Annotated in this window: 25 protein-coding genes; 13 read left to right on the forward strand and 12 right to left on the reverse strand. The window is 58.2% G+C overall.

What is annotated here, in order from left to right; all coding sequences use genetic code 11:
- Positions 1–340 precede the first annotated feature (340 nt).
- The 10 genes from ACIPL0_RS05730 (at position 341) to ACIPL0_RS05775 (ending at position 8,553) form a co-directional block, all read left to right on the forward strand.
- On the forward strand, positions 341–1,111 hold the full coding sequence (locus ACIPL0_RS05730; RefSeq protein ID WP_400592493.1) for an AraC family transcriptional regulator: 771 nt from the start codon (positions 341–343) through the stop codon (positions 1,109–1,111).
- A gap of 116 nt (positions 1,112–1,227) precedes the next feature.
- Positions 1,228–2,547: an MFS transporter gene (locus ACIPL0_RS05735; protein ID WP_400592490.1), complete on the forward strand. Its 1,320-nt coding sequence runs from the start codon at positions 1,228–1,230 to the stop codon at positions 2,545–2,547.
- An 83-nt stretch (positions 2,548–2,630) separates the two neighbouring features.
- Positions 2,631–3,911 (forward strand): RNA polymerase sigma factor, encoded by a 1,281-nt coding sequence (locus tag ACIPL0_RS05740; protein WP_400592487.1) that lies wholly within the window; start codon positions 2,631–2,633, stop codon positions 3,909–3,911.
- A 240-nt stretch (positions 3,912–4,151) separates the two neighbouring features.
- The gene (locus tag ACIPL0_RS05745) at positions 4,152–4,538 is read left to right on the forward strand and encodes a YciI family protein (protein ID WP_400592484.1); all 387 of its coding nucleotides are present in this window, start codon (positions 4,152–4,154) and stop codon (positions 4,536–4,538) included.
- On the forward strand, positions 4,535–4,969 hold the full coding sequence (locus ACIPL0_RS05750) for a YybH family protein (RefSeq protein ID WP_400592482.1): 435 nt from the start codon (positions 4,535–4,537) through the stop codon (positions 4,967–4,969). Before ACIPL0_RS05745 ends, ACIPL0_RS05750 begins: the two co-directional genes overlap by 4 nt.
- Before the next feature lie 34 nt (positions 4,970–5,003).
- On the forward strand, positions 5,004–5,474 hold the full coding sequence (locus tag ACIPL0_RS05755; protein ID WP_400592479.1) for a VOC family protein: 471 nt from the start codon (positions 5,004–5,006) through the stop codon (positions 5,472–5,474).
- Positions 5,475–5,960: 486 nt separating this feature from the next.
- Positions 5,961–6,107, forward strand: a complete 147-nt coding sequence (locus tag ACIPL0_RS05760) for a LuxR C-terminal-related transcriptional regulator (protein WP_400731332.1) — start codon at positions 5,961–5,963, stop codon at positions 6,105–6,107.
- A 214-nt stretch (positions 6,108–6,321) separates the two neighbouring features.
- The gene (locus ACIPL0_RS05765; RefSeq protein ID WP_400592473.1) at positions 6,322–7,044 is read left to right on the forward strand and encodes a hypothetical protein; all 723 of its coding nucleotides are present in this window, start codon (positions 6,322–6,324) and stop codon (positions 7,042–7,044) included.
- A 78-nt stretch (positions 7,045–7,122) separates the two neighbouring features.
- Complete coding sequence (locus ACIPL0_RS05770) at positions 7,123–7,542, forward strand: hypothetical protein (protein ID WP_400592470.1); 420 nt, start codon at positions 7,123–7,125, stop codon at positions 7,540–7,542.
- A 132-nt stretch (positions 7,543–7,674) separates the two neighbouring features.
- A complete protein-coding gene (locus ACIPL0_RS05775) occupies positions 7,675–8,553 on the forward strand; it encodes a hypothetical protein (RefSeq protein WP_400592467.1) in 879 nt (292 codons plus the stop codon).
- Between the two features lie 15 nt (positions 8,554–8,568).
- Here the strand turns inward: ACIPL0_RS05775 and ACIPL0_RS05780 are convergent, their stop codons facing one another.
- The gene (locus ACIPL0_RS05780) at positions 8,569–9,630 is read right to left on the reverse strand and encodes a diguanylate cyclase (RefSeq protein ID WP_400592464.1); all 1,062 of its coding nucleotides are present in this window, start codon (positions 9,628–9,630) and stop codon (positions 8,569–8,571) included.
- Positions 9,631–9,968: 338 nt separating this feature from the next.
- Between ACIPL0_RS05780 and ACIPL0_RS05785 the strand changes: the two genes are divergently transcribed.
- Complete coding sequence (locus ACIPL0_RS05785; RefSeq protein ID WP_400592461.1) at positions 9,969–10,604, forward strand: LysE family translocator; 636 nt, start codon at positions 9,969–9,971, stop codon at positions 10,602–10,604.
- 168 nt (positions 10,605–10,772) lie between these two features.
- Here ACIPL0_RS05785 and ACIPL0_RS05790 read toward each other — a convergent pair whose 3' ends face one another.
- From ACIPL0_RS05790 to ACIPL0_RS05805, 4 genes are all read right to left on the reverse strand, one after another.
- Positions 10,773–11,375: a polyribonucleotide nucleotidyltransferase gene (locus ACIPL0_RS05790; protein ID WP_400592458.1), complete on the reverse strand. Its 603-nt coding sequence runs from the start codon at positions 11,373–11,375 to the stop codon at positions 10,773–10,775.
- Between the two features lie 290 nt (positions 11,376–11,665).
- Positions 11,666–13,015 (reverse strand): OprD family porin, encoded by a 1,350-nt coding sequence (locus ACIPL0_RS05795; protein WP_400592456.1) that lies wholly within the window; start codon positions 13,013–13,015, stop codon positions 11,666–11,668.
- Between the two features lie 217 nt (positions 13,016–13,232).
- The gene (locus ACIPL0_RS05800) at positions 13,233–13,454 is read right to left on the reverse strand and encodes a hypothetical protein (RefSeq protein WP_400592453.1); all 222 of its coding nucleotides are present in this window, start codon (positions 13,452–13,454) and stop codon (positions 13,233–13,235) included.
- A 176-nt stretch (positions 13,455–13,630) separates the two neighbouring features.
- On the reverse strand, positions 13,631–14,032 hold the full coding sequence (locus ACIPL0_RS05805) for a topoisomerase (RefSeq protein ID WP_400592450.1): 402 nt from the start codon (positions 14,030–14,032) through the stop codon (positions 13,631–13,633).
- A 237-nt stretch (positions 14,033–14,269) separates the two neighbouring features.
- Between ACIPL0_RS05805 and ACIPL0_RS05810 the strand changes: the two genes are divergently transcribed.
- Positions 14,270–14,560, forward strand: coding sequence for a hypothetical protein (locus ACIPL0_RS05810; protein ID WP_400592447.1), 291 nt, complete (start codon positions 14,270–14,272; stop codon positions 14,558–14,560).
- Between the two features lie 250 nt (positions 14,561–14,810).
- Positions 14,811–16,100, forward strand: a complete 1,290-nt coding sequence (locus ACIPL0_RS05815; protein ID WP_400592445.1) for a hypothetical protein — start codon at positions 14,811–14,813, stop codon at positions 16,098–16,100.
- Between the two features lie 215 nt (positions 16,101–16,315).
- Here ACIPL0_RS05815 and ACIPL0_RS05820 read toward each other — a convergent pair whose 3' ends face one another.
- The 7 genes from ACIPL0_RS05820 to ACIPL0_RS05850 form a co-directional block, all read right to left on the reverse strand.
- Entirely contained in the window at positions 16,316–16,816 is a 501-nt protein-coding gene (locus ACIPL0_RS05820) for a Bro-N domain-containing protein (protein ID WP_400592442.1), read from the reverse strand.
- A gap of 321 nt (positions 16,817–17,137) precedes the next feature.
- A complete protein-coding gene (locus ACIPL0_RS05825; protein WP_400592439.1) occupies positions 17,138–17,857 on the reverse strand; it encodes an HNH endonuclease in 720 nt (239 codons plus the stop codon).
- A gap of 230 nt (positions 17,858–18,087) precedes the next feature.
- Positions 18,088–19,644 carry an ATP-dependent nuclease gene (locus ACIPL0_RS05830; protein WP_400731322.1) on the reverse strand — a complete coding sequence of 519 codons (1,557 nt, stop codon included), beginning with the start codon at positions 19,642–19,644 and terminating at the stop codon, positions 18,088–18,090.
- Positions 19,645–19,709: 65 nt separating this feature from the next.
- Positions 19,710–20,957, reverse strand: a complete 1,248-nt coding sequence (locus ACIPL0_RS05835) for a ribonucleotide-diphosphate reductase subunit beta (RefSeq protein WP_400592432.1) — start codon at positions 20,955–20,957, stop codon at positions 19,710–19,712.
- Between the two features lie 671 nt (positions 20,958–21,628).
- Positions 21,629–22,231: a putative adenosine monophosphate-protein transferase Fic gene (locus ACIPL0_RS05840; RefSeq protein ID WP_400592429.1), complete on the reverse strand. Its 603-nt coding sequence runs from the start codon at positions 22,229–22,231 to the stop codon at positions 21,629–21,631.
- On the reverse strand, positions 22,228–22,398 hold the full coding sequence (locus ACIPL0_RS05845; protein ID WP_400592426.1) for a YhfG family protein: 171 nt from the start codon (positions 22,396–22,398) through the stop codon (positions 22,228–22,230). Before ACIPL0_RS05845 ends, ACIPL0_RS05840 begins: the two co-directional genes overlap by 4 nt.
- Before the next feature lie 285 nt (positions 22,399–22,683).
- A partial coding sequence (locus ACIPL0_RS05850; protein WP_400731324.1) for a ribonucleoside-diphosphate reductase subunit alpha occupies positions 22,684–23,853 on the reverse strand: 1,170 nt, incomplete at its 5' end.

Genomic DNA, 23,853 nt, shown 5'->3' on the forward strand with positions numbered 1-23,853 from the left:
AGCAGAGCTCCCTCCCACGGCCTTCGGCCAGAATCAAAAGCGGTTCGTGCCTGGCACCAGTCAATCAGGCGTAGCTGCGATGTCGGTCGAAAGACCGCCACCATCCGCCAGCCGGACAGGTGACCTGTGGGAGGGAGCTCTGCTCGCGATAGCCTCAGTTCAGACACTGCTGCCCCTACCGACCCAACGCTTTCGCGAGCAGAGCACCTTCCCACGGCCTGCGGCCAGCATCACAAACGGCGCTTACCAAGTGCCAGGCAAATATCTGTAAAGACACCACTGGCATTCCCCCTCCCTGGCTTGCTACCGTCGGCAGGCCACTCAGCAGGGAAATCGGGCCATGTCAGCAGAGTACCCGTTGCAACGCCGTATCCAGGATGGACGACCGCTGCTGATCAACGTCGAGCCGTTGCAGGCTGGCAGTGAGGACACGTTGCATCGCTATCGCGAAGGGCAGCTCTGGGCGGTGCGCCAGGGGGTGATCACCGCCGAGCTGGACACCGGCAGTTGGGTAGTGCCGGCGCGGCGCATCGGCTGGATTCCGCCGGGGGTGGCCCATGCTGCGCGGGTTCACCAGGCGGCGAAGGGCTGGATGATTTACCTGCGTCCGGACCTTTGCCCGCTGTTTCCCACCACGCCGACCGTATTCGACATGACCCCGCTGTGCAGCGCGCTGCTGGAACGCATCGGCGCCTGGGACAGCGGCACCGCCGAATTGCTGCCGCCGCAACATCGCCAGCTCGACGTGTTGTTCGACGAACTGAAGATTTCTCCCGCCAACCCGCTGTTTCTGCCGATGCCCAGTAGCCCGCATCTGGTCGGCATGACCCTGACCATCGTCGCCGACCCGGCCAACAAGCTGACCCTCGACGACTGGGCCCGACGCGTCGGCATGTCGCGGCGCGGGCTGACCCGGCATTTTCGCGCGGAAACCGGCATGTCGCTGGTGCAATGGCGCATCGTTGCGCGGATGAAGCGCGCCCTGGAACTGCTGGCCAACGGCGAAAACGTCAACGGTGTGGCCCGGCGTCTGGGCTACGACAGCGTCAGCACCTTCATTGGCGCCTTTCACGGGCAGTTCGGCGTGACCCCTGGCACGTATGCCCTGTGATCGGACCTGACTGACACCTCACCAGCCGTCTGCCTGACGCCCTCAAGTGGCCAGCTTTGTTATCCTGCGCGCCTTTGTCGCACTCAACTGCCGTTTCACCTGATTTGGGGTCTGTCATGACAGCCATTCTTCGACCACGTCCACAGCCGTTCAACCGGGGCGATTACAAGACCCTGGGCCTGGCCGCGCTGGGCGGGGCGCTGGAAATCTACGACTTCATCATTTTCGTGTTTTTCGCCCTGACGCTGAGCCAGCTGTTCTTCCCGCCGGAAATGCCTGAATGGCTGCGCCTGCTGCAAAGCTTCGGGATTTTTGTCACCGGTTACCTGGCCCGGCCGCTGGGCGGCATCCTGATGGCGCACTTCGCCGACAAGCTGGGGCGCAAGCGGGTGTTCAGCCTGAGCATTCTGATGATGGCGCTGCCGTGTCTGCTGATCGGCGTGATGCCGACCTACGCCGCGATCGGTTACTGGGCGCCGTTGATCCTGCTGGCCTTGCGCATCCTTCAGGGCGCGGCGGTGGGCGGCGAAGTGCCGAGCGCCTGGGTGTTCGTCGCCGAGCACGCGCCCAAGGGCCATCGCGGCTATGCGCTGGGCGTGCTGCAGGCTGGGCTGACCTTCGGCTACCTGATCGGTGCGCTGACCGCGACCTGGCTGTCCAGAGTCTACAGCCAGGCAGAAATCCTCGACTTCGCCTGGCGCATTCCGTTTCTGCTCGGCGGGGTGTTCGGCGTGATCGGCATCTGGTTGCGCCGCTGGCTGAGCGAAACGCCGGTGTTCATGGCGCTGCATGAGCAACGCGCGCAGATGACCGAACTGCCGCTGCGTGCCGTGCTGCGCGAACATCGCCAGTCACTGCTGCCCGCGGTGCTGCTGACCTGCGTGCTGACCTCGGCGGTGGTGGTGCTGGTGGTGATCACCCCGACCGTGATGCAGCAGCGTTTCGGCATGACCCCTCGCGATACCTTTGGCCTGAGCAGCATCGGCATCGTCTTCCTCAACATCGGTTGCGTGCTGGCCGGTCGGCTGGTGGACCGCATCGGCGCCTGGCGCGGCGTGGTGCTGTACAGCCTGTTGCTGCCGGTCGGCGTCGCGCTGTTGTACGCCAGCCTGGTCATCCAGTGGCTGCCGGTGAGCGTGGCCTATGCGGTGGCGGGGCTGGCCTGCGGCATCGTCGGCGTGGTGCCGTCGGTCATGGTCGGCCTGTTTCCGGCGAACATTCGCGTCTCCGGCATCTCGCTGACCTACAACGTCAGTTACGCGCTGTGGGCCAGTACCACGCCGCTGGCGCTGATCGCGCTGATGCCGTGGAGCCCGTGGGTGTGCGTCGGTTACTGCGTGATCATGGGCGCCGTGGGCCTGCTGACGGCGATGTTCTTCGGCCTGCGCAAGGGCATGCAGGTGGATGACGTACTGAGCGTCTGCCCGGACAACTGACCGTCGGGGCGCCATGGAGCGGCGCCCGATCACTGACTACGCTTGGCCGACCGCTACCTGAAAAGCCGTCGGCGAGTGTAGGCATGAGCGATAACTCCAATAAGAAAGACCTCAATACTTCGTCAGCCATTCGCGAGACGGTCGACGCCCTCTATCGCCAGGAATCGCGCCGCGTCCTGGCTACCCTGATTCGCCTGCTGGGCAATTTCGAACTGGCTGAAGAAGCCCTGCAGGACGCCTTCATCGCTGCGGTCGAGCAATGGTCGCCGTCGGTTATTCCGGATAATCCGCGCGCCTGGCTGGTGTCGGTGGGGCGCTTTAAAGCCATCGACGGCTTGCGGCGCCGGGCCCGTTTCGACGCTTCTCTCGACGAGTTGGCACGCCAACTGGAAGACCGTCTGCAAGGCATCGACACCGATCCGGACAGCGTCGAGGACGACCGTCTGCGGCTGATCTTCGTCTGCTGCCACCCGGCCTTGAACGCCAATGCCCAAGTGGCGCTGACCCTGCGCGAAGTCTGCGACCTGACCACCGAAGAAATCGCCCGCGCCTTTCTCATTACGCCCTCGACCGTGGCCCAGCGCATCGTTCGCGCCAAGAACAAGATCCGCGACGCCCACATCCCCTACGAAGTGCCGACCCGCGCCGAGCTGCCCGAGCGCCTGGAAGCGGTGCTGCGGGTGATCTATCTGGTGTTCAACGAGGGCTATTTCGCCTCGTCCGGCGAGCAATTGACCCGGTCCGATCTGTCCGGTGAAGCCATTCGGCTCGGACGTCTGCTCCTGGAATTGCTGCCCGAAGCGGAAGTGGCGGGGCTGTTGGGCCTGATGCTGTTGATCGAGTCGCGGCGCCCGGCGCGTCTGTCCGCAGAAGGCGAGCCGGTGATGCTGGACCGGCAGGACCGAAGCCTGTGGCAGCACGAGCTGATCGAACAGGGCGAAGCACTGGTGGAACAGGCCCTGAGCAGCGCACCAGCCGGGATCTACAGCGTTCAGGCCGCCATCGCCGCCGTGCATGCTGGAGCGGTGCAGGCCGATGACACCGACTGGCCGCAGATTGTCGGTCTGTATGACGTGCTGTTACGCCTCGACGATTCGCCGGTGGTCCGCCTCAACCGCGCGGTGGCGCTGGCGATGGTGCACGGCGCGGAAGCCGGGCTGGCGCTGGTCGACCCGTTACTGGCCAGCGGCGAGCTTGATGACTACCACCTGGCCTGGGCCGCCCGCGCCGATCTGTGCCGGCGTTTGGGGCGAAACGACGAGGCACGTGAGGCGTATCGGAAAGCCATTGGCCTGGCGCGGCAGGACGTCGACCGGGCTTTTCTGCAGCGCCGGCTGGACGAATTGCCGTTGGTCGGACGCTGAAAAAGGCTGTCGATTGGGCGGGGTGGCATTCGATTAGTTCATGTTCACCGCGCAATGCGCTTCATGTGCCGTGTCCTGTAGGAGCTGGCTTGTCCTGCGACCGGCGGGGAACCCGGCGTAAAACCTGCACACGCGATTTGCCTGATACACCGCGTTTACCGAATTCACGACTGCTTCGCAGTCGGTCGCAGGACACGCCAGCTCCTACAGGGGGAATGGCGTTTAACTGAGGAGATCACCATGAAATACCTGTGTCTGATCTACAGCAACGAACAGACCCTGCATTCCCACCCCGACAGCCCGCGGGACGATGAATGCCTGGCCTATGCGCAGTCGGTCATGGCCAGCGGGCGGATGCTGGCGGCCGAGCCGCTGGAGCCGGTGGAAACCGCGACCACGGTGCGGATGCGCAACGGCAAGATGACCATGACCGATGGTCCGTTCGCGGAAACCAAAGAGCAGCTGGCGGGGTTCTACCTCATAGAGGCGCGGGATCTGAACGAGGCCCTGCACGTGGCCGCGCACATTCCTGCAGCCCGGGTCGGCAGCGTGGAAGTCCGCCCGGTGCGGGAACTCAAACTCTCACAACAATCCGAAAAGGCCAGCGCCTCGGGAGCCCTGTCATGAACAGCCAAAGCGACGAACAACAGATCCGCGACCTGCTTGACCGATGGTGCGCAGCGGTCCGCGACAAAGACCTCGACGCCATCATGAGCTACTACGACCCCGGCATCGTCGCCTATGACGCGATCATCCAGTTGCAGTTTCGCGGTGCTGAAGCCTACCGCCAGCACTGGGCGTACTGCCTGGGCATGTGCGAGGGCGCCATGCTGTTCGAAGTCCATCATTTGGCAATACACGCCAGCGGCGACGTGGCCTTCGCCCACTGGCTGAACAAATGCGGCGGGACCGACGACAAGGGCGAGGAAAAGTCCTCATGGATGCGCGCCAGTGCCGGCTACCGCAAGACTGCTGCTGGCTGGAAGGCCGTCCACGAACACTTTTCCGCGCCGTTCGACATGGCCAGCGGCAAGGCGTTGTTTGAACTGCAGCCGTAATCCTGCGTACCTGAACCCGTAAGGAGAATTCCCCATGAGCGTCAAACCTATCCCTGAAGGCCAGCACAGCCTCACCGTGTACATGGGCGTTTCGCCCGCCGCCGAAGCCATCGATTTCTACAAGAAAGCCTTCGGTGCCAAGGAAATGTTCCGCCTCGACGCACCGGGCGGACGGGTCGGTCACGCCGAACTGCAGATCGGTGATTCGCGACTGATGCTCTCCGAGCCCTGCGACCAGGGCGGTTTCAGCAGCCCGGAACCCGGCGGCAAGACTGCGTTCGGCATGCACTTGTATGTGCCCGACGTCGATGAACAGTTCAAGCGTGCAGTCGATGCCGGCGCCACCGTGGTCAGCGAAGTGCAGGACATGTTCTACGGCGACCGCAGCGGCAGCGTGCGCGATCCTTTCGGCCATCTGTGGTTCATCGGCACGCACAAGGAAGACCTCAGCCCGGATGAAATCCGCGAGCGAGCCATGAAAATGTTCGGTCAGGCGCCGGCCTGAACAGCGTCAGATAAATTCCCGATACAAGCAGGGCGGTCTGTGCAGGAGCAGGTGCAGACCGCCCTTTCTTTTGCAGTTTTTTTAACTGTTATTCATGTGAAGTTCTCGCTGTAAAAAAAATGAATAAATAATTGAAATTCCTGTTTCAGGTGTTTACCTTTTGTTCCATGTAACTACCGATGAAATGGACAGCGCTCATGTCGTTGTTTGAGTAAAACGTTTCGCTGAAGATGTGACTGTTGCTTGGGTCTGATGGTTCTATTTGGTTTGTAAGAAAAGTTACCTGTCGAAGTCGTTAAGTTTTCTGGTTGTTGCTTCTGTGCCGAATTTGTAACTTGCCAAACAAAATGCTCAATTAAATCGACTGGGTGCCGATGGGTAATCAATATCAGAGGAATCCTCAATGGCGGGCATATGCAGGAACCACAAAAACGCAAACGCCCCCGCCGGGCAACCGCACGCGAGCGTGTCGTGCTGCAATTGGTGATGGCCGGCTGCAGCAACAAGGACATCGCCGAACGGTTGGGTATCAGCTATTACACCGCCCGTGATCATGTATCGGCGCTGTTGAGAAAACACCAGGTCAAAAGCCGGGTGGAACTTGTTTCCCTGCAAATCAGGCCCGGTCATTAGCGGTGCAGTACAGGCCGGAGTTTGAATTATATGGCGGTGAGTGCGGGTGTTTGAATTCTCGCCAATAGAATAGACATGACGGTCAGTCATGGCCGGAATCTGCAGTGGCGGTTAATGCGGTTGGCTGCCTGTCGATCAGTATGAAAGAGAGCGCCGGCGCTCGTGCGCCCCAACGAATAAAAACACAAAAACCACAATCAAAAAGAGTTTCCCAATGATCGCTTGCAAGACCTCACACGACATTCTCGCCCCCGCGCTCCATGACGACAGGCCGGCGCGAGCCCTGAAGGGCATTCAAAACGAGCCATTGAAAAAACTGGTGGCCGAGCAGGCCAACCTGTCGGCCGAGCAGCTATATGCGCAACACAAACGACTGTTCGGGCCGCAAGGGGTGTTCGACCAGTTCAATGCCGATATCGAGCGACTGGGGCGTCAGGCACCAGCGCTGGAGGACATGACCCTTCTGGCAATCGACGAACGTATTGGTCACGCCGAACAGGCTCTGGCGTTCGTGTTGGCTCAGAATCACCGGCGTCAGGCCTGCCACAACCCGTTTCGCGGGCACAGCCGCGAGGCGCTGTGTTGCGTGGTGTTCGATGAGTCCGGTCTGTTCACGATGGTCGAGCGCTACGCCGCGTATGAAGCCATGCGGCAAAGCGATTCGGATTTTTTCATCAAGCTGATCGCCACCACGCGCGGTGTGGTCGAGCGACGTATTGTCTTCTATGGGTTGCTGGAGCATTTCGACCGTCTGCTACCCATCGAGCAATGCATCTATCCGGACAACTATCGGCAGGTACAGCAAGCCCATCTGCAACGCGAAGAACGTCTTTACGGCCCGCTGCTGCTGGACGGCAGCCTGGCCGAATTGCTGGAGAGCGTGTCGCCGCTCGATCTGTTGCGCCAGGTTCAGAGTCACAACGACGGCATGCGCTGATGGCTGCGCTCGTCGGGTGGTCGATCTGCGATTACCGACGACGGTGCATGACCCTGGACAGTTGGGAGGTCATCCTCAATGACTGATCGTTCGCCCCCGAAGCGACGACTATTGATCGCTGCGCTGTTGCTGGCCGGTGGCGCCGATCTTTTTTATCCGGCCAGGCTGCATGAAGCCTCTGGCAGCCCGAACTGGCTAGCGGTGCAGCCGGCACCGTTGGAACAGCGGATGTACCTGAACGGGTGCTTGGTGGGGGACGACGCGATCACGTTCGCCGTACCGTTTGTTGGCATCGTCTTGCCGGCCGACGTGATTGGCGAAGAGAACGGCGAATTTTTCGTTATCCATCGCGCCAATGCGAGCGCCCCTGAGACACGGAGGGCAGTCGTTCTTGGCAAGGCTACGGTTGATGGGGTGGAAGTGTTTGGCATGGATGCCGGTTTTGTACGAAGGGAGATGAGCATGGATAAGTCAGTTTTGAGTCATTCAAATAAATAACAAACAGGATTTTGAAATTCCTTTGCGAGTCAGGCTCACGGGATCTCTTCGGGCTGAATAACGTGAAGGCGATAAATAAAGGAGTGAGTCTCCCGATGGTCTGACCGTCGGGAAATTTCAGGAGATAAATGCATGCGAATTGATTCCTTACCCAACACGAACTTTCCTATCACCCCTCAGGAAAAACCGTCGCCCAAGCCTGAGGTGTCAACCGAAGCGAACACTTCCACTACAACCCCGACATCCACGGTCTCAATCAGCGGTCAGGCAGTGATGAGGCAGCGTCTGTTCGGTTCAACCAGTAGTTATGAACCCCGTGTGGTGACTTATAAAGACGGGCTGGATGGTATTTCTATTTATCAATATCTCACGCCTGATGATCGGCGGCTGTTTGGAGAGATTTACGAGATTGCCCAGGAGGAGTCAGTTGATCTGGAGTATGTCGACCAATTGGCTAGGGAGTTGGGTGATTACAGGAGCCATAACGATGGAAAAATCATGGCGCGCCTTAATCAAGGAAATATGTACGACAGTGAGGGGCATAAGGAATTTTTCAGCTTTACAGCTGTTGACGCCGCGGTGGCTAAACGAATAAGAGAAAGTGCTTCCCTGGCGAACACTCGGTTGGATAAGGACTTTGTAAAATTTACCATTGATCCGGATTATTCCGGATTGGGACACAGTGATTTCGCTTTCCTGGAGTTTGCGGTCAATCGATTGTCGAATGGCAGTGCACCCATCCCCGTCGATCCGGTTTTGAAACAGTTCAGGATTATTGAAAAGAACTACGTCAGGACGCTGTCCAAGGAAGTGTATTCCCGCAAAGGTGACAAGAAACCCTCCACAGCCGCAGAGCGCCATCAGGCACTGCTTGAAAGAAATCGGGTTAAAAAAACCAAACCCGCACCGGCTCAGAACTTGTCCGCCATCTTGCGCAATATCGTTCAGAAATATCTGCAGACCAGCGGCTTGACCACGTTGTTCGACATGATTGCGCGCACGCGGCGTTGATGAGTCGAGCCGCGCTTACTGGCTGGCAAGCACGCGAACCGGGCGGGCGGAGGTGACCCGGTTGCGGCCGGTGCTCTTGGCGTCGTACAGGGCCATGTCGGCTTCGTGCAGCCACTGGCCGGCGTCGATCAGGTGCGGGCCATAAGCGGCGATGCCGATGCTCAGGCTGAGTTTCAGGTCCGGCAGGGTGGTGTGGGTGTGTTCGTGGATGGTGCGGCGCAGGCGTTCGAGGACGTCGTTGGCTTGGGCCAGGGTGGTGTTGGGCAGGATCACGCAGAACTCGTCGCCGCCGTAGCGGCCGGCCATGTCGGTTTCCCGCAGGCTGGCGGACAGGGCATTGCTGACCTGCTTGAGCACGCTGTCGCCAATGATGTGGCCGTAGGTGTCGTTGATGGCCTTGAAGTGATCGATGTCGATCAGCGCCACGCTGTTCTGCCGGTTGAGGGTCTGGCAGTTGTTGAATTCGATGCTCAGCAGATTCTTCCACGCACCGTGGTTCATCAGGCCGGTGAGGCTGTCGGTGGTGCTGAGTTTTTCCAGCGCCTTCTTGCTTTTCGACAGTTGCACCGCCACGCGGTAGCAGACCAGGCCGATGGCCAGCGGGTAGATCACCAGCATCGGCAGGCAGGCGTAGACCTGCAGCTGAGTAATGGCGGGGAACGGTTCGGGGCTGAACAACCAGTACCCGATCAGCGCGCCGACAAACTGCGCCAGGCTGCCAACGACAAACAGTCGGGGGCCTCCCGAGGCGATATTGTTCATCGCCATCATCGACAGCGCGGTCACCGTGGGCAGGGCATTGAAACCCATGGCCCCGGCCCAGAAGCCGCCCGCCAGCGAGTCGTAAACCAGATTGCGTCGTTCGGCTGTGTAGGGGGAGTCGGAAAAGCGTGCCAACTGAAACGCGAGATGCGGCCAGACGTAGCCGTGAAACAGCATCAGCCACCAGACCCAGGCCGGCGGATGGCTAGGGTAGAGCGCGGCGGCCACTGCGAAGAAGCCGATACCCAACCCGACGCTGCGCGGCAGGTACATGCGCCGGGCATAGGAAAGACCTTTATGGATTGAATTGCGCATAGCTCTTCACCGGGTTGTAGACGCAGCATCCCGACTGAAACATCGGCCACAACGAACGATTCAGAGTGTCGCTTGCCTGTCGGGTGCTGTGAAGAGCAATTTGCCACTACCGGTCGGAATCAGACGGCTGACCGTCGCACACCATATGCGCCCACTCTTTGAATCGGAATGCTTCCCAGCATAGACGCAATTGGAGAGGGGAAACCGCGCCACTCCATCTGTCCGGGTCGATTTTCCGTGGATCTGTCTCTTTACGCCGCCTGCGACCTGCGCTGGAATGCGCGGGCCGCGTCGAGCTGTCTTCGACATCCCACCTCAACCTGTTGGCGGAAGTCGTCATGCCGGAATTTTCCAACCTCATTGCCTTTTCCTTTATTGCCTTGGGCATGGTCCTGACACCGGGCCCGAACATGATGTACGTGATTTCCCGATCGATCTCACAAGGTCGCAGGGCAGGGTTGATCTCCCTGGGCGGCGTGGGCATCGGTTTTCTGTTCTACATGCTCTGCGCGGCGTTTGGCATCACCGGCCTGTTCATGGCCGTGCCCTATGCCTACGACACCCTGCGCATCGCCGGCGCGATGTACCTGGTGTGGCTGGCCTGGCAGGCGGTCAAACCCGGCGGCCGCTCACCGTTCCAGATCAAGGAACTGCCTCGCGACAGCAATCGCCAGCTGTTTGTCATGGGCCTGATCACCAACCTGTTCAACCCGAAGGTCGCGATGATCTACCTGTCGCTGCTGCCGCAATTCATCAGCCTCGACAACGGCAGCAGCGTACTCGGCCAATCGCTGGTGCTGGGCAGCGTGCAGATCGGCATCAGCCTGGCGGTCAACGCCACCATCGCCATGGCGGCCGGCTCCATCGCCTATTTTTTGACCCAGCGCCCGAGCTGGGCGATGGTCCAGCGCTGGCTGATGGGCACGGTGCTGTTCGGTTTTGCGGTGCGGATGGCGGTGGAAAGCCGGCGGTGAGTGGCTTGGCCATGAACAGATACATCTGCGCGATTCACGCTTTCTGACCTTACGCCTTCGCGGGCAAGCCCGCTCCCACAGATCCGAAGTACTTCGGAAGAGCTGGCGGAAGACGCTGGTCCTGTGGGAGCGTGGCTTGCCCGCGATGCGATCTACAGACGGTTGGCGTCATTTGCCGCCGGTCACGCCCTTGACCACCTGCCCATGTGCCTTGGCGTCTTTCGCCAGCGAAATGACGTTGACCATCGCGGTGCGGTTGCCGGTGGCGGCAGTGATGGTGGTGCTCAGCACCTTGCCACCGTCGACGCTGCCGGAGACGTCGAGCTGGCGCAGGCCGAGGCCCTTGCGCACGAGTTTTTTCTCGCCGAGTTTCTTGAAGTCCTTGTAGCTGGACTGCTGCTGCACCAGCGTCTCGGCAATGATGCCGTCGAGGGTCTTGGTATCGTTAGGCGGGACTTTCTGGCCGTTGGGCAACGGCGTTTCAGTAATGATCACCACGCGCTTGGCCGGCTTGTTCATGTACAGCGAACCGCTGACGCCGGCCGCCCTGGCCTTGTCGTCGATCTCCTCCATCGGCCCTTTGACGTAATCCTTGGGCAGGGTGAAAACGAACTTGCCACCGAGCATCGAGACTTTCTGCTCAGCAGGCTTGGCCGGTTTGGTCGCTTTGGCCGGGTGTTTGGTGGTGGTGGCTGCTTCCACAGCGGTCATGCCCAGACACGCGGCCAGCGCGGTGAAGACCAGAACGGATTTCAAACTGAACGCGCGCATGCCTACCTCTTTTGAGACTGAGTCCTACATAGGCTCGGCATTTTGCCTGAGGGGGAACACTTACGCATTCCCCCGCTGGCGCCTGGATTGTCCCCGCTGCCCTTGTAGGAGCTGGCTTGTCCTGCGAGCGGCTGCGCAGCAGTCGTAAATCCGGCTCATGCGGTGTGTCAGATAAATCGCGTGCATCGATTTTACGACGGGTTCCCCGCCGCTCGCAGGGCAAGCCAGCTCCTACAGGGTTCGCGGGGCACACCTGTTACAGAGGTTGCAGGACAACGTTGAGCGCAGCATCAGAACACATTGATCGGATAATCCACGATCACCCGGTATTCGTCGGCGTTGTGGTCCACCACCTTGTAGCCGTCGCCGCCACGGTTGGTCGCCCAGCGCAGACGCACGCCGAGGTTTTTCGCCGGACCGCCCTGCACCACGTACTTGATGTCGGCGTCGCGCTCCCAATGCTTGGCGTTCTTGCCGTCGGCGTTGTAATAGCTGTAGCCCGAGTCCGTCGCCGTAGTGGCTTTGGTCAAATCCATCGTGCCGCGGGTGTAGGACAGCGACGACGTCAGCCCCGGTAAACCCCAACCGACAAAGTCATACGCGTACTGCAACTTCCAGGATTTTTCACCCGGCGCGTTGAAGTCCGAATACTGCTGCGAGTTGTCCAGATAGATGCTGTCACCGTCACGGATGTAATCGAACGGGGTGTTGCCGTTGACCTTCTGCAGCGAGGTGGTGAGGGTCTGATGGCCGACGGTCACGCCCATGTGCACGCTGAAGGTGTTGTTGTCGATACTGCCGAGCAGGGCCTGACCGCTGTCCTGGGTGTGGTAGTAGTGGAAACCGGGGTTGAGGCTGATCAGATCGTTCAGCGCCCAGTTGTAGTCCAGGTCGTAGTAGTACTGGTTCCAGATGTCCTTGAGCTGCGCCGCGTACAGACTCGACGTCATGCCCGGCACACCTGTCCAGGTGGCGCCGGCCCAGCTCATGTGCTTGCTCTTCTCGCCGTCGGGCAGGGTGCCGTAATAGGTGCCGATGCGGCCGTTGCCGCTCTGGTTGAACAGTTTGTCGAAACTCACCTGCCCGGCGTCCAGCGTCAGATGATCGAAACTGGTGTTGGTCAGACTGAAACCGCGAAACGTCATCGGCAACATCCGCGTCGCACCGCCAGCGATCACCGGATTGTTGAGGAACATGTCACCGGCTTTCAGCACCGTGTCGAACGCGCGCATCTTCAACGCGCCACCGGCGGACGAAAACAAATCCGGCGCATCGCCGTACAGGTTGTCCTTGTTGGGATTGGGTGCTGTGGTCGGCAGGATGCTCGACCCGCCGCTGCCGCCACCACCGTCCAGTTTCAGGCCCAACATGGCATTGGCGTCGATGCCGAAACCCACCGGCCCTTGAGTGAAGCCGGACTGGAACACCCCGACAAAACCCTGGCCCCACTCCTTGCTGTCCTGCTTGCCGTCGTGGCGGTCGTGGTTGAAGTAGTAGTTTTTCAGGTCGAGATCGAAATGCGAGCCTTCGATAAAACCGTCCTGGCTGTTGCTGTTGTCATCGGCAAAGGCGGCCGAAGAGAGCGTCGCCGTCACGGCCACGCACAAGGCACTGAATCGAAAAATCAGGTTCAAGATCATATTCCCCGTTGGACTTTATATAGGCTCGGCAGTGGAGTTGTTCAGGCAGCCGTATTTATTATTAAAGGTGATTGTTTTTCTGTACTCAAAAAAAAGCCGCTGGGGAGCAGCGGCTGAAGTTTGGAGCTTGGGGCAACGCGTCGGGAGCAATAACGCGAAGTTGCACAATGAAACCACAACGATGAAACAACGAAAGAAACTGCAACAGCGGCAACGGTCAGGTGTGTTTGGCATTCTCCACTTGCGGGTTATAGGTCGAGGCTTGCTGGGTCTTGTCCTCCCGGGCCTTGGCGGCCAGGGCTTCTTCATGTTGCTCGAAGTTCGCGTGAATCGCGTCGTTACGGGCAACAAAGGCGGAGGACTCTTCCGCCGAGGCGAAAGGCGAAGCCATTAAAGAGGAAACAGCGAGAGCGCTGATAATACCGATGGATTTGAACATGTGATTCAACCTTCTTGCTCGTGCAAGTTCGATCAGGTGAGTTCGCTGTAAAAAGATATCGGCAATGGAGCAAATGAAACCTTGATAAAGTTTCGTTAGCAAAAAGTTTAACTGGAGTTTATGGAATTAAATGTCACGGGCCGCCGTTGCCTGCAATGCTCGCGACATGCTCCGGATCACTTGACCTGCATCGGCGCAAAAATCGGCCGAATCCCCCGGCACTTCGGATAATCCGCACAGCCCCAAAAATTCCCCCCGGCGTTCTTCCCGGATCGGGCCACACGCATGACCATGGTCTTGCGGCAGAACGGACAGGCCGGCGCTTTGGGTTCGATTTTCGGCTCGGCCTGGGTTGGCGCTGCTGGTGGCTTCACTTTCGGTTTGGTAGCGACGGGCGGCGGGCTCGCCACGGGCCTGATCCGATCTTGCACGGTCTCAACTGTGGGCTGCGGTGAAATATCAGCAGGAGGCGGCTCTGCTTTCAGGCTGCTACGGCTTTTGCGCGTGCCCACGACCCACCAAGGCAGCCGCGCAGCGAGCAACAAGAGTTTGTCAAACAGAGAGCTTTTCCTGGGCATGTCCGTGGTCTGTTCCAAAAATCAAAGGGCACCGCCTGTAGCGGTCCGGCTTGCCGGCGATAGCGATTATAAAAACTCCACCAACACCACGTCAGAACAAAACCAAACGTCTGTAAGAACATTCCCTCTACAGCATCAGAGAACCCCGTCACAGCACAACGAAAACCCAGTGTAATGGCTCAATGATGTCATGGTAAAAAGCGCCCCGGAATCTACCCCGACCGCTAAGGAATGGCCATGAAAAAACTCGCGATCAGCCTCTTCGCAACCCTCGCCCTGCTCAGCGCCTTCAGCGCCACCGCAAAAGAAACCCGTCTCAGCGACGCCACCATCATCCAGCACATCATCGAAGACTCCATCTCCGCCTATCCCGGCAACTGTCCTTGCCCTTACAACTCAGCACGCAACGGCAGCCGCTGCGGCAAGCGCAGCGCCTACAACCGCGCAGGCGGCTACTCGCCACTGTGCTTCAAGGAAGACGTGACCCAGGACATGGTTCAGGAATACCGCGAACGCAGCAAAGGCTGACGCAAATTTGTCTGGCGACACCGCCATCATGACAAACACAAATCCCGTAGAAGGGAGCTCTGCTCACGATGGCGCCCGCCCAGCCACTGCTATATTGACGGGCCCGCGGCGTCCGTAGCAGTCCGGCTTGCCGGCGTCGGCGCCCTCAATGCCGCCAACGCTGGCAAGCCATGCTGCTACAGACGCTTCAACACCCACCGTAGGAGCGCGCTTGCCCGCGATGACGCCAGCACAGACACCCCGACCCCTGATGACCTACTCCGCAGCCGTCCGCAAACAACTCCCCGCATTCATCACCAGCCGCCTCATCCCCACCTGCGGCATCTCGCTGGTGTTTCTGCTGGTCGCCCACAAGACCCCAAGCGACCTCGCGCTGTTCGCTTACATCCTGGCCGCCGCCTCGGTGGTATCGGCATTCTTCCCGTTATTGCTCGCAACCGTTGGCAACAGAGCCGCTGCAGCAACAGGCAATCCATCGGCCCTGCGCGACCTGCTTTCCGGTGGATTCACGATGGCGCTCGGCATCGGCGCACTGGCGGCATCGTCATGCCTGATACTGCTGACCGTGATCAAACACGCAGGTGGCGCCGATCAATGGGACAGCGGAATGTTCTGGACGCTCGCGGTTCTCTACACCGTCTCAGTCCCGCTACTGACCCTCAACACCTTCCTGCAACTGTTCCATGAGGCCACCGGCAAAGCGTCCCACTGCGCAAAAGCCAAAACTCGTGTCACCGCCATCTGCTGCGTTCTGCTCGCTGTGCTGTACGTCACGACAGAGGCCAGCACATTCATTTATTGCGCGATCACCTACTTCGCCTTCAGCGAACTGCTGACCTTTCTGTTGCTGATGCGCCTGTCTCGCGGCCAGCCGTACGGCTCATTGATCAACGCGCGAAGACTGGGCGGCGACTTGCTGCGCAGCGGCGCCCCCATCGCGGCAGGCATGAGCGGGCAAAAGATCTATTTCTACCTGCTGACTGAACGCCTGGTCAGGATCGACAGCTATCTGGTCGCCGAACTCTCGGTGTTCATGACCGTCGCCGGCCTGCTGATGATTCCCTCGCTCGCACTCGCGCAGATTCACAGCCTGCTGATCAGCCGAACGCCAAGTCTGTCCCGGCCTTACCTGACACGCGGCATGTTCTGGACCCTTGGCATTGTTGTCGTGATTGCGCTGGCGCTATGGCCGCTCGGCCAATACCTCTTCCTCGCCGCCGGCGGTGCGACGATGGATTACAGCCTGAAGCTCTATGCCACTCTGACGGCCTACCTGACCGCCAGCGCGCTGCTTTCCCTGGCATTGGCCCAACTGCGTGCCAGAGGCGAAACCCTCGGCCCGCAGGTGTGGGTCAACCTCATCATGCTCGGCGTCCTGACCCCGCTGCTCTATCGCATCGACATCGACCGCCCGGACATCGAAACCTTCCTGCTCCTGCAAAGCGCCGCCATCCTCGTCGGCGTCTTCGTTCTATTGGCGCGAATCCGCGTCATCCACAAAACAGCAAGCCCCAGTCTCGGCTGCGAACCCACCCCGTAGCAGTCCGGCTTGCCGGCGGTGACACCCTCAAGATTGCCACCGCTGGCAAGCCATGCTGCTACAGAAGCTTCAACCCCCACCGTAGGAGCGCGCTTGCCCGCGATGACGCCAGCTTGAGCACCACAATGCTCAGCCCAAACCACAATCCCCGTGGGAGGGAGCCCTGCTCGCGAATACGCCAGCCTAGCCGCCGCAGCCCACCAGACCGAACCCCATCACCAAAACCGCCACCAAGGCTTTCGCCGCCGCGCTACCCGACGCACTTCTTCCACTTCCACAACCCGCGGCATATCCCGCAACCGAATCCACGGCTCGCCCCGCCAATGCAACAGACTCACAGACAACCCCGGCCACTGCAGAAAACTCAAACTCGGCTGAGACTCAGGCGGCGGCACCAACCCATCCCGCAGACACGGCACCACCTCCTGAGTAATCCAGCGCCGCAACGCCCGATTCTCCGCGTGCGAGTGATGCACGATCAGCGTATAGACCGCCGACTCACTCACCGCCAACACCTCCTCCTCACCATGCCGATCCAACAGCGTCACCACCCGACGCTGATCGTCATCCAGCTTGCGCGTCGTGCGCTCGTTCAACGGCCAACCCATCAATCGCCCCATATCGCGAGCGCAGAACCAGGCTTCGGATTCCAGGAGGAAAGTGCGTAACGGGCGGTTGTGACGGTGGAAGGTGGTGGGGGAGAGGGTATGGGTCATTGTCCTTGTCTCTACTGAATTGCCGTCCATGGCAGAAATGGGAGTCGGGAGCTAAGAAACCCTTGAGCAGAGAACAGGGCCGGACATATTCCCCTTGCGGGTCTTGTATTCGCCCACTCCCGACATAGCAGAGAGATTTTCGACACGCAGCGAGAAGCCGCGGGCGCAAAAAAGCCGCTTCTATCGGGAGCGGGCGGGCCGCTCTGCTCAGGTGTTTCTGCTGCGTTTCTTAGGCGCCGAGGCAGGGTAGGGGTGAGCGCTGGTCTGGGCAAGGGGCGATGTTGTAGGGCATTTCTGAAAGTTTCAGATGCGCCGACAGAGCTAGTCCTCTCGCACCAGCCGCGCCACCTTTTCGTACAGAGATGCGGTGTACGCATCCTTGTCGCTGGAGTGATGGCAGCGACGATGGCAATTGGGGCAGAGCGCCACGGCGTTGGTGATGCGGTCGGAGCCTTCATCAGCCAGGTGTTTGACGTGGTGAACCTCAAGGAATGGTTGGCCGTCTTTCAAGAACGGGGCGGCAGCACCGCATCCTTCACAAACGCCGTTAGCTTGCTGGCGAACCCAGGCTCTGACTTCCGGATCGCGGAAGAAGGTTTTTCCTGATGACGTTGATTGCTGCGGCCTTGCGACGCCTTTGGGCGGTGTTGTGATGGGCTGCTTTTCGAGTTTTAGGGCGCGCTTTTCTAGCGTTGCGTCGTCTGCTGTGGGCTCGAAATCTTGGGATGTTGGCTTATTATCCCACGCATCAAGCCGTTCGCGAATGATGCGTTCGACGTTGGCGCCAGCGTGGCCTGCGGGCTTGTAGCCGATAATGCGTTGGCGGCCCATTTGCTCTAGGACTGCTGAGATGTTTTGCATTCGATACTCAACGGCACCGTCATTCCGGCCTGCCAGAGGCCCTTCTAACAGAATGCGTCTCTCGTGTGCCTTGCTGATCTCCTGGCCTGCTTGTTCGCGCTGGAGCATGTCGAGATAGGCGTCGACTGAGGCCTGTATCTCAGTTTCGGTCCATTTGCGATTGGCTTTATTGGATTCCATACAGTCGTCGGCGAGGATGGATCCTCAGACGATACTAAATGGCCACTGTGCATGTCTAGGAAAATTCCTACAATCTGTAGGTTGGAAATCCTACTCGGTGTTTTTTAGATTTATAGATGACGCCTTTTGGCGCGAGTAGATATCGCGATGCGCCAAGGAAATGTCCTAGTGGTTTCATAAAGCCCGGTAGCCAGTTAACCTGGCTTTATGAAAAAGCTAAGAGTTAAGATCTAACTTAGCATGGAGTTTATCTTTTCAATGATTTCTGAGAATGATTCGCCGTGGCATTGCTGGATGTTAGTGCAAAATATAAACATGGCTTGCTCTCTTGTGATACCAAGAAGTTTTGCCATTGTATAAAATTCGTTATGTTTGCCTGAAAGTATGCCTGAGTTAATTATTTCGGGTAGTAAATCGGGGTCAATATTTGCAAGGGTGCCTAAATTTGAAATGCTATTCAGGCATTCAGTTAGGATCCATTTTTCTGGCCACATTTCTCCCGGGAAATATGAAGTCTTTGCCTGAAACCACGTTTCGAAAGTTGCATCTTTGCGTTCGGATGTTCTGAGGGTAAATGCTGAGTTTTTGGTATGTAGTGCTTTCTGATCGCCATCGAATAGTGCTAGCGTGTTAGTCGGGCTTGCTCTGTTGTGCAATGCTGCCAACTGAACACATAAGGCAGACGCTGAGCCTATAATTTCTATATTAACGCGGGATCTAATTCTTGAAGGAAGCACTGCTGTTATTAGATTTTGGGCTACATCATCCTCTACAAAAATATTTACTTCTTTCGGATTTTCTGCACTTGGCTTTGAAAAGGCGTAAGAGGATGAAGCTCCAGCTCGCGCTACTGTTTTTCCGTTTACTCTTTCAAGAAAAAAACGTGCATCGTCAGGAAGGCAATCGAAAACTTCTTTTGAATGAGTGGTGAAAATGACTTGAGATTTTTTCTCAATGCATACATTTTTAAGCTCGTTTATGAATTTTTTTTGTGCGGCTGTATGCAGTCCTAACTCGATTTCATCTATAACAAACATTGTGCCTGTTGGGCAGCTAAATATAGTGGTGAAGATGTCAAATAATGCGTTTTCCCCTGCCCCCATATTGAAACCTGAAAAACAGACGCCATCTGATTTAGCGATGGGTAATTTGTATTTGGAGTGGGAAACTATTTTGAATTCTTCATAGGTTTTGTTGAGGATTCGACCAACTATATCTTTGACCTCTCCCTCCCAGCCTTTGAGTTGTGAGCTTGAAAATCTTCTTCTATAACTCTTGGATTGACTCTTTTCGCTGTGAGGAACAATTCGCTCTATTCCGATAAATACGCAGTTTCTAGGAACTCGCGAGGAGTAGTCACTCCATTTTCCGCCCTTCTTTTTTCGACGTTCTTGAGTGCCGATACTTTGTTTTTCTTTATTGTGGTTGGTGATGGCCCAGTTGTTAAATGCGAAGTCGTATTCTATCACTATGCCTTCTGGGGAAAGCTCTTCGCTGTGCTGTATGAAAAAATCTGCATAAGTGTAGTAGGTTTGTTTGCGATTTAGAGCCTTGACTCCATTTTTGTAGTTGTGGTATGCGCAGCAAGCCATCGCCAATATCGTTGATTTTCCAGAACCATTTCTGCCGGCAATGGCGGTGATCGGAAAACTTATTGGTATGTTTACGTCCGACACGCCACGAATGTTACCGGTGGTAACTTTAATTGCTCTCAAGTGGGCGTTGGAAAAATCGCGTGTAAACCAGTTTCTTAGCTCTCGGTCTTTATTGCTTTCATTATATTTCAAGGCTGAACCCCACAAAACCCCGCCGTAGCGGGGTAAGGAACGCTTTAAATTTTCTTAGCGATTTATCAATCCCAGCTAAGCGCACCGCCGGTTTGGTATTCAATCACCCGAGTCTCAAAGAAGTTCTTCTCCTTCTTCAAGTCCATGATCTCGCTCATCCATGGGAACGGGTTAGTGGTACCTGGGTACTCTTCCTTCAAACCGATCTGCGAAAGGCGACGGTTGGCGATGAATTTGAGGTAGTCCTCCATCATCGCGGCGTTCATGCCCAGTACGCCGCGCGGCATGGTGTCGCGTGCGTATTCGATTTCCAGTTGGGTGCCTTGCAGGATCATCTGGCTGGCTTCTTCCTTCAGTTCGGCGTCCCACAGGTGCGGGTTTTCGATCTTGATCTGGTTGATCACGTCGATGCCGAAGTTCAGGTGCATGGATTCGTCGCGCAGGATGTATTGGAACTGTTCTGCGACGCCGGTCATTTTGTTGCGGCGGCCCATGGAGAGGATCTGGGTGAAGCCGCAGTAGAAGAAGATGCCTTCCAGGACGCAGTAGTAGGCGATCAGGTTGCGCAGCAGTTCTTTATCGGTCTCGACGGTGCCGGTGTTGAATTCCGGATCGGAGATGGCGCGGGTGTATTTGAGGCCCCAGGCGGCTTTTTTAGCGACCGACGGGATCTCGTGGTACATGTTGAAGATCTCGCCTTCGTCCATGCCCAGCGATTCGATGCAGTACTGGTAGGCGTGGGTGTGGATCGCTTCCTCGAAGGCCTGGCGCAGGATGTACTGGCGGCACTCGGGGTTGGTGATCAGGCGGTACACGGCCAGCGCGAGGTTGTTGGCAACCAGGGAGTCGGCAGTGGAGAAGAAGCCCAGGTTACGCATGACGATGCGGCGTTCGTCGTCGGTCAGGCCTTCCGGGTTTTTCCAGAGGGCGATGTCGGCGGTCATGTTGACTTCTTGCGGCATCCAGTGGTTGGCGCAGCCGTCCAGGTATTTCTGCCAGGCCCAGTCGTACTTGAACGGTACGAGCTGGTTGAGGTCGGCGCGGCAGTTGATCATGCGTTTTTCGTCGACGGCGACGCGCGCGGAGGAGCCTTCCAGTTCGGCCAGGCCTTCGGCGATGTCGAGTTTGTCCAGCGCGGCTTTGGCGCGGGCGACGGCGGCGGAGTCGTTGGCGTTGACGGCGCGTGCTTCGAGGGCGGCGGCACCGCCGGCGCTGTCGAGTTTGTCCATGGTGGCGTCAGCGGCTTTGCCTGCGTTAGCGCCTTTGTTGGTTTCCACGGCGTCTTCGTTGTCGACTTCGTCCCAGCTCAGCATGGTGATGAGGCTCCTACTTGAGAATCGCCAGACGGCGATCTGTTGGATTTTAAAAAGTAAGCGCTGACGGCGCTGCCTGCGTGCCGTGGCACACAAGGCGGATGGGTCAGTGCTTTTTGAGTATTGCCCTGATTACCGGAGAGGGCTCGCGGATCGATCAGTGGGCAGATCTCGAAGGCTGAAGATTGCATGCCTGCGAGATGTGATTTTTGGGGTTGCAGTCAGAGTGCCAGCTTCGCAGATGCAAAACGTCATTTTTGAGTCCCCTGAGCAAGCGCGGATTATACAGAAATCGGCGCCGCTTGTTCGTCCGTGAGTCATTTTGCCGGGAGGTTTTTACTGGCGTTTTCCTGGCTTTTTTCTTCGATTCGTGAACCGCGATGATGGGCGCGAATCTGGTTGAAATCGTATATCTAGTGTTCTGTTGTGGCGCGGAACACACTATAGAGGGTGTGCTCAGCTGTATCAATGGCGAATGTCGTATCGTATCGGCCGAGCCATTGAGTCGTGACACAGGTCAGTTTTTTCGCTCTCAAGTGAGGGCGACGGATTTCACGACGTGTGGGGGGATTCGAGAGGGGGTGTAGGAATCAGAGACAGCACTTTAGCTCGAGAGTCGCGCGACGAGTGGTTCACATTTTGCTCATTGTGGCATTTGAATTTTCACACGGCTATGAGCCGATTGAGCGACCGATACAGCGTTCGAATACCCGCACCAATGCGCTGTACTCGCACACCACAGCGTCGATGTTGGCTCGAAGCCATTCTTCGGGCTCCACGGCCCACCAACTGATTTCATAACCTGCGTTGACGACGATGTGCTCGAACAGGATTCGCTGTGCTCTGCCGTTCCCTTCGCGAAATGGATGGACGACATTGAGGTCGCCGAACAGCTCGGCACAGGCGGCGACAAGTGCTGCTCGCTCCAGTCCTTGAAACCAGTTCGCTTTGGCCAGCGCTTTGAACAGCTTGTCAGCTTCAGGCACTACTCGGCTGGTCGTACAGAAGTGGGTATCGTCTTTTGAGATGTCGACGGTGCGCAATTCGCCGGCCCAATCGTACAAGTCTGAAAACAGCCTGCTATGGATTTGCTGTAGGTAGGCGAGGTCGTAGGGCGGTGGTGCAAAGTCGATGGACTCGGCTGCTACTTCGGAAAGTGCGCGTTCAGCTTCGGCCAGGATTTGTTCGTCATAGATCCCGAAACGGTTACGCAGGATCGCGGTATCGGGAAAGCAGTATGGATCCTGGCCTGTGCCGTATTTGTCAAGCGTCACGCTTTCTTGCCACTGTAGATTTTCAGCAGTTCTTCTCGGCTGGGAAGGAGGCGTTCAACATCGGCGGGCGTGCTGGGGAACCCTTCCAGGCGCAGACTGGCGGCGTAGTTGGATTTGCGCGTTTTGGCGCAATAGGCTTTTTTGGCTTCGAGAGAGGGGGTTGGCATGGCGTGGCCTCTTGTCGCGATGCGGTCGAGTTTAGCGGAAATGGAGGGTGGCTGTGCGGGCCTCTTCGCGAGCAAGCGCGCTCCTACAGGTCAGGCGTGATCCTTCTGTAGCAGTCCGGCTTGCCGGCGGTGATGATTTCAAGGGCGCGACCGCCGGCAAGCCGGACTGCTGCAGGGGAATTGCGGTGTCGGCGGAGGAGGGCCGTAAGGCAAATGCCAGACAGCAAAAAGCCCCTGAACAGGGGCTTTTTGTTGGGTGCCGTCAACAGCCCGGCAGGTCAGCCATTACTGGCAAGCCTCGCAATCCGGCTCATCAATGGCGCAGGCCTTTGGCACTGGGGCCGGGCCGGCGGCCGGGGCTGCTTCGGCTGGACGCGGGGCAGTGATCGCCGAGTCGTCCGGGCCGTGGCCGCCGCTGGATACGGCGTTGAGCTTGCCGGTGTTGATGGTCGATTTCTCGGTGCTGGTCGCGGCCAGGGCACGGAGGTAGTAGGTGGTTTTCAGACCACGGTACCAGGCCATGCGGTAGGTCACGTCCAGTTTCTTGCCCGACGCGCCAGCGATGTACAGGTTCAGCGATTGAGCCTGGTCGATCCACTTCTGGCGGCGGCTGGCAGCGTCGACGATCCAGCGGGCTTCGACTTCGAACGCGGTGGCGTAGAGGTCTTTCAGCTCTTGCGGGATACGCTCGATCTGCTGAACCGAACCGTCGTAGTACTTGAGGTCGTTGATCATGACCGAGTCCCACAGATCGCGAGCCTTCAGGTCGCGAACCAGGTACGGGTTGATCACGGTGAATTCGCCCGACAGGTTCGATTTCACGTACAGGTTCTGGTAGGTCGGTTCGATCGACTGCGATACGCCGGTGATGTTGGCGATGGTCGCGGTCGGCGCGATGGCCATGATGTTCGAGTTACGAATGCCTTTCTGTACGCGAGCACGTACCGGCGCCCAGTCCAGGGTTTCGGTCAGGTCGACGTCGATGTACTTCTGGCCACGGGCTTCGATCAGGATCTGTTGCGAGTCCAGCGGCAGGATGCCTTTGGACCACAGCGAACCCTGGAACGTCTCGTAGGCGCCACGCTCGTCGGCCAGGTCGCAGGAAGCCTGGATGGCGTAGTAGCTGACCGCTTCCATCGAACGGTCGGCGAACTGCACGGCAGCGTCGGAACCGTAAGGGATGTGCTGCAGGTACAGCGCGTCCTGGAAGCCCATGATGCCCAGACCGACCGGACGGTGACGGAAGTTGGAGTTCTTCGCCTGCGGCACCGAGTAGTAGTTGATGTCGATGACGTTATCGAGCATCCGCACGGCTACATCGACGGTGCGTTTCAGCTTGGCGGTGTCCAGCTTGCCGTCGACGATGTGGTTCGGCAGGTTGATCGAGCCCAGGTTGCAGACCGCGATCTCGTCCTTGTTGGTGTTCAGGGTGATCTCGGTGCACAGGTTCGAGCT

This window comes from Pseudomonas sp. NPDC090208 (genome assembly GCF_044746785.1).
GTDB lineage: Bacteria > Pseudomonadota > Gammaproteobacteria > Pseudomonadales > Pseudomonadaceae > Aquipseudomonas.